Annotated in this window: 11 protein-coding genes (1 of these 11 only partly in view); 3 read left to right on the top strand and 8 right to left on the bottom strand. The window is 56.8% G+C overall.

The features are described 5' to 3' along the window. From ACO6TI_RS05545 to ACO6TI_RS05525, 5 genes are all read right to left on the bottom strand, one after another. Window positions 1-1,338, bottom strand: the 5' portion of a protein-coding gene (locus ACO6TI_RS05545) for an AMP-binding protein (RefSeq protein ID WP_422384505.1). The gene continues 105 nt to the left of window position 1, outside the view; 1,338 of the gene's 1,443 nt are visible here — the first part of the coding sequence; the start codon lies at window positions 1,336-1,338; its stop codon lies off the left edge, out of view. 24 nt (window positions 1,339-1,362) lie between these two features. Beyond that, complete coding sequence (locus tag ACO6TI_RS05540) at window positions 1,363-1,917, bottom strand: biotin transporter BioY (protein ID WP_104703107.1); 555 nt, start codon at window positions 1,915-1,917, stop codon at window positions 1,363-1,365. 116 nt (window positions 1,918-2,033) lie between these two features. Next, window positions 2,034-2,642 (bottom strand): energy-coupling factor transporter transmembrane component T family protein, encoded by a 609-nt coding sequence (locus tag ACO6TI_RS05535; RefSeq protein ID WP_422384504.1) that lies wholly within the window; start codon window positions 2,640-2,642, stop codon window positions 2,034-2,036. Continuing rightward, window positions 2,639-3,415 (bottom strand): energy-coupling factor ABC transporter ATP-binding protein, encoded by a 777-nt coding sequence (locus ACO6TI_RS05530; RefSeq protein ID WP_104703109.1) that lies wholly within the window; start codon window positions 3,413-3,415, stop codon window positions 2,639-2,641. Before ACO6TI_RS05530 ends, ACO6TI_RS05535 begins: the two co-directional genes overlap by 4 nt. Before the next feature lie 117 nt (window positions 3,416-3,532). Continuing rightward, window positions 3,533-4,942, bottom strand: coding sequence for a PLP-dependent aminotransferase family protein (locus ACO6TI_RS05525; RefSeq protein WP_208992663.1), 1,410 nt, complete (start codon window positions 4,940-4,942; stop codon window positions 3,533-3,535). Between the two features lie 97 nt (window positions 4,943-5,039). On the opposite strand from ACO6TI_RS05525, the gene ACO6TI_RS05520 reads away from it, so the two are divergent. Together ACO6TI_RS05520 and ACO6TI_RS05515 are read left to right on the top strand one after the other, a co-directional pair. Continuing rightward, entirely contained in the window at window positions 5,040-5,636 is a 597-nt protein-coding gene (locus tag ACO6TI_RS05520; RefSeq protein WP_196900091.1) for a LysE family transporter, read from the top strand. Window positions 5,637-5,669: 33 nt separating this feature from the next. Beyond that, window positions 5,670-5,957, top strand: coding sequence for a DUF1330 domain-containing protein (locus ACO6TI_RS05515; RefSeq protein ID WP_055115721.1), 288 nt, complete (start codon window positions 5,670-5,672; stop codon window positions 5,955-5,957). A gap of 44 nt (window positions 5,958-6,001) precedes the next feature. Here the strand turns inward: ACO6TI_RS05515 and ACO6TI_RS05510 are convergent, their stop codons facing one another. Further along, window positions 6,002-6,241: a hypothetical protein gene (locus ACO6TI_RS05510; protein WP_422384503.1), complete on the bottom strand. Its 240-nt coding sequence runs from the start codon at window positions 6,239-6,241 to the stop codon at window positions 6,002-6,004. Between the two features lie 95 nt (window positions 6,242-6,336). On the opposite strand from ACO6TI_RS05510, the gene ACO6TI_RS05505 reads away from it, so the two are divergent. Then, window positions 6,337-7,269, top strand: coding sequence for a LysR family transcriptional regulator (locus ACO6TI_RS05505; RefSeq protein ID WP_281926922.1), 933 nt, complete (start codon window positions 6,337-6,339; stop codon window positions 7,267-7,269). A 351-nt stretch (window positions 7,270-7,620) separates the two neighbouring features. Here ACO6TI_RS05505 and ACO6TI_RS05500 read toward each other — a convergent pair whose 3' ends face one another. Next, on the bottom strand, window positions 7,621-7,911 hold the full coding sequence (locus ACO6TI_RS05500) for a hypothetical protein (RefSeq protein WP_422384502.1): 291 nt from the start codon (window positions 7,909-7,911) through the stop codon (window positions 7,621-7,623). Window positions 7,912-8,034: 123 nt separating this feature from the next. Continuing rightward, on the bottom strand, window positions 8,035-9,351 hold the full coding sequence (locus ACO6TI_RS05495) for an aspartate aminotransferase family protein (protein WP_422384501.1): 1,317 nt from the start codon (window positions 9,349-9,351) through the stop codon (window positions 8,035-8,037). Between the last annotated feature and the right edge of the window lie 25 nt (window positions 9,352-9,376).

The raw sequence follows: 9,376 nt of genomic DNA, 5'->3' as shown, positions 1-9,376 counted from the left end.
CAGCTTGCCGGCCGCGAGCCGTGTCCTGCAATATCTCAACAACACGTCTTCGGCCCGTTTTGTTGGAACTCCCATTTGAACGGCGGCTACCAGTCGTTGGCCCCTGACCGGATCTTCCAATCCAATCACGATTGCCGTGGCAACATCTGGATGAGACAACAGCACAGCTTCGATTTCTTCCGGATAGACATTCAAACCCGACGTCACAATCATCCGGTTGGAACGACCAGTCAGGAACAGGAATCCGTTCCCGTCCAGGTATCCCTCATCTCCGAAGGTCAGCCAACCGTCCTGCCAGCGTGTCTGCGGATCGTTGCCACAGAGATAGCCGGAAAAGAGCAGATTGCTTTTCACCCAGATCGCACCCGCCTCGCCGCTCGGCACAGGTGCACCGGGATCCCCGATCACAATGTCGATCCCTGCGGGCGGGCGGCCGACCGATCCTGGTGGTGCGTTTTCAGCTGACCCTGAAATCGTAATGAAACTCGTCTCCGACGCTCCATAAAACTCGAACAAATGTGCTTTTGGAAAAGCTTCGGCAAGCCGTTCGCGATCCCGGTCCTGCCACTTGGCACCACTTGCCAGCACCTGATGGACCGTTTCAACAGGGCCAAGCCTTTCCGCTGCGTCCGCCAGAAAATGCAGTTGTGTCGGCGTTGCATAAAGCACGGCCGCCGCACCATCCCCTGAAAGATCGGCAAGTAAGGAGCGGGGGTCGAAACGAGGCGTCAGGACAACCTCGTGACCACATGCCAGCCCGCAAACCGCGCCATAAAGGTGAAGCGAGTGGGTAAGTTGTCCGGCAAGCACGATCCGGTCCCTGTCCGAGATCCCGAATTCCCTTTTGGAAAGCTCAAAACTCCAGAGCCATGAACCGTGATTTCGAAGATATCCCTTTGGGGTGCCGGTCGAGCCAGATGTAAAGCCACAGTAAAATGGATCGTTTTCTGCAGGATCTGGTTCATTCAATGCTGACACTGCGTTTTCGAGTACTGCCTGTTGCCGAACCAGAGAATAGGAGCGGGTATCTATCAGCAATTCCGGGCGAACGGCGCTCAGCACCCGGGTCCTTTGGCCGTCCGGCCAGCCTGGGTCGAGCACCATTGCAATCCGCGCTGTGCGGGCACAGGCAAGGAAGCAGATCAGCAGCGCTGCCGGATCGTCCAGCAGGAGGGCAACGCGGCCACCTCTCGACGTAGCGCGTCGGACGAGGTCTTCCACGGAGCCGATCGCATCCACCAGGCACCGCCATGTCCACGTCGCGGCACCGCACTTCAGCGCCGTGTCACCAGGCCGTGCGGCTGCGAAGTCTTTCAGCCTGTTTCCGACAAAGGCCATAATGCCTCGCCTGGAGGAGTGCGATCAGCTACGCGACAGGATCGCACCGGGCAAGCCGCGCGCAACCGTTTGCGTGATGAGTGCAGTGATCGCAACCTTGACCAGATCGCCAGGGATGTAGATTGCACTCAGGTAAGTGGCCTCGAGGAGCGGCAAACCAGCCATATAGGCGACGCCCGGAATGCCAAAGAGATAAACCACGACTATCCCGCCAACTGCTGCGGAAACAGCTGCCGAGGCAAGAATGTTCATGCGGGAAGTTGCCCGCATGATCCAGCCCGCAACAAAAGCACCGACCGGCCAACCGATCAGGAAACCGACGGACGGCGTGGCGAAAACACCCAATCCTCCCCGGCCACCGGAGAGGAACGGCGCACCGAGTGCAACCAGAAACAAGAACAGGAGAACGGCAAGCCCGCCCCTGACCGGGCCCAGCATGACACCAGCAAGCATCACACCGAGCGTCTGCGCCGTGATCGGCACACCCCCCAGAAACGGAATTGCAACCGGGGGAACCAGTCCCAGTGCAGCGATCAATGCCGCATAGAATGCGATATGAACCAGCGAACGATCAGCCATAGCGTTTCCACGCCTCCATTTTGTTTTGGTCCGTGTCTGCCAGGCGACTTTGTCGACCGCCTTGCTTCCTCAGAATTCACCCAACGCGGGCTTCTGTTACCCGCATGATTTCAAATTTATCTCGGCAAGCCTTCCGACCCGCCACGCGCCCTGAGTGCGTCTGCGACATTGTCGGACATGCGCAGGCACTGAATGGCCAGCGGAGGCAGCAACTTCCAGGAATTCGTGCTTCCGGCGCGTGCCTGATAGGCCTCACTCAACCTGGAAAAAATCTGCATCATGTAAGGCGCGAACCGAAGCACAAGCGCAACGCCCAAAGCCGGTTTTCTTGCCGACAAACCGATCCATTCAAGCGGCATGAACAGCGGCTTGACCGCGTCAAGCATATCGTCCAGACGGGTGGTCACCGAAACCAGATTTGCCGCCAGAACAAGCACGAGCAGGCGCAGGATGACCGAGACACCTTCCAGGAAGGTTCCGGACACCCAGTGAAAAAGCAGCAAGATGCCAAGAAAATAGCTCAACCCGCGCAAAAGCTTCAATTGCGCGACCCCTTGCCTGCCCAGCGAGGCATAACATACGGCCACGACGGCAAGGCACGCGAGAAAGACCCAGGGCGACTTGACCTGAAACAGTATCAGGCTGGCAATCGCCACGGCCAACAGTTTCAACCCAGCCGGAATTCGGTGCAACCAGCTGTTTCCCTGGAGATAGATCGAGATCACAACGCCGCCAGCTCCAGTTTGACACCCGATCTGCGCGAGATGTCCGCCTCAAATGCCCTCAGGACCTCAAAAGGAGATCCGTCCATTCGCAGCCGGCCTTCTTCGAGCCACAAGATTCGGTCGAAACCCTCGAAATGGCCAAGATCATGGCTCACCATCACGATTTTCTGCGGCAATGACAGGATCTTGTCGCGTATCCTGCGGGAGGCCAGTGCATCCAGACTGGTCATTGGTTCGTCCAACACCAGCAAACGCGGTTCCATGACGAGCACGGACAATATGCAGACCAGTTGTTTCTGCCCCTCGGACAATTCGGCAATCGGTGATGCTGCCAATGCTTCGCAGCCATGCGCCTGCAGGAACGCCAGAGCGCGTTCGCGGCTTTCCCGCTTGTCTGCGCCCAACTGGGTCAGGCCGAACGCGATTTCTTCTTCGACCGTAGGGAAAATGGCCTGATGATCCGGGTTCTGGAAGACAAATCCGACATGGCGGGGCAATTCAGGAGCAGCTCTTTCTGCCTCCGCGCCGAACAGCCTCAGCGATCCATGGTCCGGCAGCCGCAGGCCGTTCAACATGCGTACAAACGTGCTCTTGCCGGATCCGTTCAATCCGATCACCCCGATCCGGTCTTCCTTCAATGAAAGTGTCAGATCGGACAGGATACGTCTGTTGCCGATCTCGAGGCCGGCTCCTTCGAAGACAGCAAACGGGTTTGCTTCCGGATCGCAGACCCGAGCCTGTTCCTGTCTGTTCTTTGTGAGCCAGAAAGCCATTTCACCTCGCCAACGGCGCCCGGGAACGTCCGGGTGTTGATCGGTCAACGGCAACCCGGCGTCCCTGTCTCCTGGGGGCTGCTTATTGACCGGAAAACCCGGGATGTCAAAGTGATCCTATCCTACAGGGCGGCTCAGTTCCGGCAATTCGGCCAATTGGTCAATGGTCGCCCGGACTTTTTCCAGTGACCGCCGGAAACGCTCGTCGGACTCTTCGGAGCCGAAAGTGATCCGCAAATAGGGCGCCGGCGCATGATCCCGCAACTGGAAATAACGCGACGAAAGCACAGAAATCCGCTGGTGGCCAAGGGCTGCCTGAACCGCATCGGCATCGACATGCGCGGGCAGGCGCAACCATCCGAAAACCTTGTTGGTGTCACCCTGGAGATAATAGGGAGACAGGATTTGAACCGCTTGGCGGAAGCGGGTTCTGTTGGCGATCCGTTTCAGGCGCAGGGTCTTGAACAGATGTCCTTCACGCACCCAGCCGGCAATCAGTTCGGCGGTAATCGGCGAAGCCATCCACGTGCTTTCGCCGATCTTGTTGCGAATGGAATTGCCAAACAACTCCGGCACATGCACGAAACCGATGCGGCTGCCGGGCGAGCAGACCTTGGAGATGCTGGCGATCGATGCGGTGCGTTCAGGTGCAAGCGCGCCGAAGGCCGGAAGGGTTTCCGGCAAAAACGGTGTATAGGGATCGTCCTCCACGATCTTGAGATCATGCTCGCGCGCAACCCTGACCAGATCCTCCCGCTCTTCGGCCGACATGGTGTGGGTTGTGGGGTTCTGCATATTGGGCATCAAAAAGACACCCTTGATGCCGTGACTTATGGCGGCCTGTGCCAGGGCGTCCGGGTCCATGGCTCCAAAGCCGCCGTCGGCCCGAACAATTGCAGGCACGGAGACCGCCTTCAATCCGATGCTCGCGAGCGACGGAAAGATGGACGGATATGTAAACCGATCGACAGCAATCGCGTCACCGCTGCGAAACAACGCCTGACAGGTCACCTGAATGCCGTGTTGCGCCCCACAGGTCACGGCGACCCGGTCCGGGTCTGCCTCCAGGCCATAGTCCTTGAAGACAAGAACACCTGTTTCCCGATGGGCCTTCAATCCCTCCGAAGGGACAAACCCGTTCAACCGGTCGATGCCGACCGTCCCTGCCATACGCACCAGGCCATCGGACAGGCTGGGATTCAGATGCGGGTACGCAAAATTCCGGGCCAGATCACAAACGTCCGGTTCGTCTTCCTTCGGTACAAGCGGTGACACCTTGTGTGTTTCGGGTGCGACATAGGTTCCCCTTCCAGTTTCGCCCTTGACCAGCCGTCGACGCTCGGCTTCGCCGTAAGCACGAGTAATCGTGCCGAGTGTCACGCCAAGCCGGTAGGCAAGCTCACGTTGGGGCGGCAACCGGTCACCCTGGTCCAGCACACCCTCGTTGATATCGGCCTCCAGCGCATTTGCGATCGCGAGATAGATCGGCCCCTGCGCGTCCTCGATCTTCGGAATCCACATTGTCATAGGAACAATATTTACATTGACGGATACAATATCTCAAGACAATTAATATCTCCGCTATTTTGTATCGATTGTATCGATTTATTGTTGGAGACATTCGATGGACTTCGCCACTTTGTTAGCCTTTGCGGTTTTCGTGATCGTCATGACAGGAACTCCGGGTCCCGGGAACCTGACCTTCCTCGCGATCGGCGCCTCGGCCGGATACCGCACGGCCTTTCCGGTGATCATGGCATCGCAGGTCGGGTCCATTGCGCTCAATCTCAGCGTGGCATACGGGCTCGGTCACGTAATGGCAGGCGGCGGGACAATCGTTACGATCTTCAAGGTAATGAGCATGGCGTACATGACCTATCTTGCCTGGCGCATCATCAGTTTGAGCATAAAACCCAGAGGCGACGTGTCCCTGCCCAGCTTCTGGGAAGGATTGCTTATCCATCCGCTCAGTCCGAAGACATGGGCCATGAGCCTTGTGGCGTTCTCGACATTTTTTGCCGGCAATACACTAAGTGTTCCTGAAAACGCCCTCATTCTCATGACAGGATTCATGCTGGGCGGTCTGGTCTTCCACTCGCTCTGGGCACTCGCAGGTGTCTCCATCCTGACGTTGATCGGGGACGGACCTGTCATGCGGGCCATTACAGTCGCCATGGCGATTGCCATGCTGGCGGCAACAGTTTGGGCGCTTGTCCTCTGACCCCGGAATCTTTCCGCAACGAGAGCCATGAAAATGCCTGTACTCAACTTTTCCTATGCGACGATCAAAGACAGCGCGGCCTTTCAGGATTACGTGCGAAAGGCTGCCGAACTCATGCAGAACCACAACATTGAGACCGTGGTGCGGGGCACTTACAGGACGACGCTGCGTGGCAATGAGAAAATCCGGCATGTTACCGCCGTATTCCGATATCCGGACCTGGAAAATGCGCTGCGGTTTTACAACTCAAGTGCCTATCGGGACCTGATTCCTTTGCGCGATGCCGCCTGTGAAATGGAAATCCAGTTTTACGATGAGTGAACCGGCCATCTGCGAGGCCAGCAAACGGGTTCGATCACCAGATACTAACGCGACAGGCGGTCGAGTTCGGTAAGCCAGTGCTGCTCCAGCGATTTGTCACCCCGCGGTGGCACCTCGAAACCGATGTCCTTCATCAACTCAGGCGGCAAATCAGTCAGATTAACCCGGCGGCGTTTGTTCGTTCGCCGCGAACCCACCAAAGCTTGAATAAGCTTAACTAGGGAGAAATTCCTTTCTCTCTTGCGGGCGGCAACATCTTGTGTGCAACAAATTTGATCTGACATTGTTGTAACTCCACATATTTGTGAGTTACATATCGGCTTCCGGAACCCGTCTGACCAACGAAATCTTGTCATCTATGCATAAGGGAAATTTATGCATGACGCTCAACCTCCCACCTCTTTCCGCGATCCGTGCCTTTGAAGCAGCGAGCCGACACCTGAGTTTCACGAAAGCCGGGGACGAGCTTGGACTGACACAAGCGGCCGTCAGTTACCAGATCAAGCTGCTGGAGGAGAAACTCGGTTTTGCGGTCTTTGAACGGAAAACACGCAAGATCGATCTGACACAAAAGGGAGCCCTTCTTGCCGAGGGAGTCGTCGAGGCCTTCTCTCGATTGCGGCAGACTTTCCAGGACGTGCAGGATGCAGACGCGAGCGAACTGGTCGTTTCGAGCAACACGACCTTTGCCGTGAACTGGCTTGCATCCCGCATGTTTTCCTTTCAGATGCAAAACCCCGACATTGCCGTGCGGCTGGTTTCCTACGGCCCCTGGGAGAAGCCCAAGTTCGACCAGGCGGACGTGACGATTTCCGCTTGTTACCCTCCTCCGAAGGGCAATTTGTTCATTCCGCTGATCGCCGCTGAATTCACACCACTGGTTGCACCTCAGCTTGCACAGGGCATTGGCGGCATAAATACGCCCGCGGATTTACTCAAGCTTCCGATAATCGACCCGGACGACCCCTGGTGGCGCACCTGGTTCAGTGCGGCAGGACTTCCTGATGCCGATCTGACGAAATGGCCGACATCGCGCATGGGTTCCCAGGCACTTGAGGCCAACAGGGCCATCGCGGGACAGGGTGTTGCAATTCTAACGCCTTATTTTTGCAGGCAGGCCTTGCAGCAAGGTCAGCTCATTCAGCCTTTTGACCTGGTATGTGCAGAGGATGATGAATCCTGGGCGCTGAGTTATCCGCCGCGAAACAAGAACAGCCGCAAAGTTCGCCTGTTCCAGGACTGGGTCGTTTCGGAACTCGGCAGGGACGGCCTGCATTGCCCTGAAGCGGTCCTGATCGGTTCGGACGACTAACGAGCCCAAAACGAGATATTATGGCGCCGCGTTTTTGAAATTGCTCAGCTTCGAACGCTCGGGCCGACACTTTTGGTGCCGACGCGATCCGGGAGCGCATCCATTGAATGTTCGTTCGTTTGATGCCGGAAAGCAGGTCACTCGGCAAGGCGCGTCACGAAGGGCGATGCGGTGCATCGGTCAAGTGGCGCAACGCTGCCGATGCGTTGCTTTCCGGCACCCGAAGGGCCGGGCTCTTTCTCCTGCTGACTGCGTTGGCTTGCGCTTGTGGTCGGGTACACCGTTGCACACAAGCCGCCTGGTCAGCAGAAGAAAGCGCGCCGGTCGAATCCAACACTCAATTGATGGGCGCTAGTGAGACAAGTGGTGAAACCGTTCCGAACCGCGGTAACCTCCGGAACCGTATCCTTCGTCAAACTCCACGGGGCGATCGTCTGCCAAACCCTGATAGGCGGACCGCTTTTTCGACGACGCTTCGAGTTTGGCTTCTTCATCTCCGCTACTCTGCGGCAAACGTTGTTTTGCAACGTCGTACATATTGTTCATCATGGCGACGAAACCCGCTGCAAGCCGATTCAGGAAGGTTGTATCTATCTGATCTGCAGTAATTCTCTCGCCGTTTTCTGTTGAATTATCTATCACCTTCACCTCCTAAGCTTTGCTTCTTCAGAAATGGTGTTCAGCGATGTTTATTCAATTTAACTTCGCGTAATGTTAAGCAATTTTAATATTCGGAATACCTGTTCGCAACATTCCCGCACAGGGTCAGAAAACGGACCTGAAGGCACGATCCAGCTTGTCGACGATTTCCGTGACGTGGCTGTCTTCAATTATGAAAGGCGGCGCCAGCAAAACATGATCGCCACGGACACCATCAACCGTTCCACCCATCGGATAACAGATCAGACCGGCGTCGAAAGCCGCCTTCTTCACGGACTTGTTGATCCCGCGCGCGGGGTCGAACGGGGTTTTGGTGCTTCTGTCCTCGACAATTTCAATACCGCGGAACAGCCCGCGACCACGAATGTCGCCAACATGAGGATGCTGCCCGAAGGCATCGTTCAGTTCCTGTTCGAGCTTGTCACCCATCGGCGAAACTCTCTCGACAAGACCTCCGTCGAGTTTCTTGAATACCGTCAAGGCGGCCGCACAGGCTGTCGGATGACCGATATAGGTATGACCGTGCTGAAAGAAGCCGGTCCCGTCTTCGATCGACCGGTAGATTTCATCGGTGCACAGCATGGCACCGATGGGCTGGTATCCGGCGCCGAGCCCCTTGGCAATACACAGAATGTCTGGCGAAACGCCGTCCTGCTCGTGAGCGAACAGCGTTCCGGTACGGCCCATGCCGCACATCACCTCGTCGAGGATCAGCAGGACGCCATATGTGTCGCAGATTTCCCGAATGCGCTTGAAATATCCCTCAACGGGAGGCACCGCTCCTGCCGTGGCACCGACGACCGGTTCGGCGACAAAGGCCATCACGTTTTCAGGTCCCAGCCGAAGGATTTCCGTCTCCAGTTCGCCGGCGACCCTCTGGCCATATTCAAAAGCGGTTTCAGCTTCTCTGCGACCGCGATATTCGAAACATGGAGCAATATGGGACGTTTCGATCATCAGCGGTGAAAATGGCTCACGTCGCCACTGGTTGCCACCTGTTGCCAGCGCGCCAAGCGTATTGCCGTGGTAGCTTTGACGCCGCGCAATTACCCGGTGACGGGAAGGTTCGCCTTTTTCAAGAAAGTACTGACGGGCGAGCTTGAGCGCCGCTTCAACGGCTTCGGACCCTCCCGAAACGAAATAGACACGGTCAAGGTTTCCCGGAGCCCTTGCCACGAGCAGATCCGCGAGCTTTTCCGCCGGTTCCGTCGTGAAAAATCCGGTATGTGCGAAGGCGATCCTGTCCACCTGATCCTTGATTGCCTGTGTAACGTCCGGATCGGAATGCCCAAGGCAGGAGACAGCGGCACCACCTGATCCGTCGAAATATTTTTTCCCATTTTTATCAATTATATAGCACCCATCTCCCGATGCTGCGACGGGCGGATTGGCTTTGGTATGACGAGGGAATACATGCGACATGGCGACTGATCCGGACAGTGATCGG

This window comes from Roseibium album (assembly GCF_965233825.1).
Classification (GTDB): Bacteria; Pseudomonadota; Alphaproteobacteria; order Rhizobiales; family Stappiaceae; genus Roseibium; species Roseibium album.
This window is presented reverse-complemented; position numbering and strand designations above follow the sequence as displayed.

Bases quoted from the DNA above. Each gene is read 5' to 3' on its own strand.
- ACO6TI_RS05540 (WP_104703107.1), bottom strand. From the start codon at position 1,917: ATGGCTGATCGTTCGCTGGTTCATATCGCATTCTATGCGGCATTGATC.
- ACO6TI_RS05530 (WP_104703109.1), bottom strand. From the start codon at position 3,415: ATGGCTTTCTGGCTCACAAAGAACAGACAGGAACAGGCTCGGGTCTGC.
- ACO6TI_RS05525 (WP_208992663.1), bottom strand. From the start codon at position 4,942: ATGACAATGTGGATTCCGAAGATCGAGGACGCGCAGGGGCCGATCTAT.
- ACO6TI_RS05520 (WP_196900091.1), top strand. From the start codon at position 5,040: ATGGACTTCGCCACTTTGTTAGCCTTTGCGGTTTTCGTGATCGTCATG.
- ACO6TI_RS05515 (WP_055115721.1), top strand. From the start codon at position 5,670: ATGCCTGTACTCAACTTTTCCTATGCGACGATCAAAGACAGCGCGGCC.
- ACO6TI_RS05510 (WP_422384503.1), bottom strand. From the start codon at position 6,241: ATGTCAGATCAAATTTGTTGCACACAAGATGTTGCCGCCCGCAAGAGA.
- ACO6TI_RS05505 (WP_281926922.1), top strand. From the start codon at position 6,337: ATGACGCTCAACCTCCCACCTCTTTCCGCGATCCGTGCCTTTGAAGCA.
- ACO6TI_RS05495 (WP_422384501.1), bottom strand. From the start codon at position 9,351: ATGTCGCATGTATTCCCTCGTCATACCAAAGCCAATCCGCCCGTCGCA.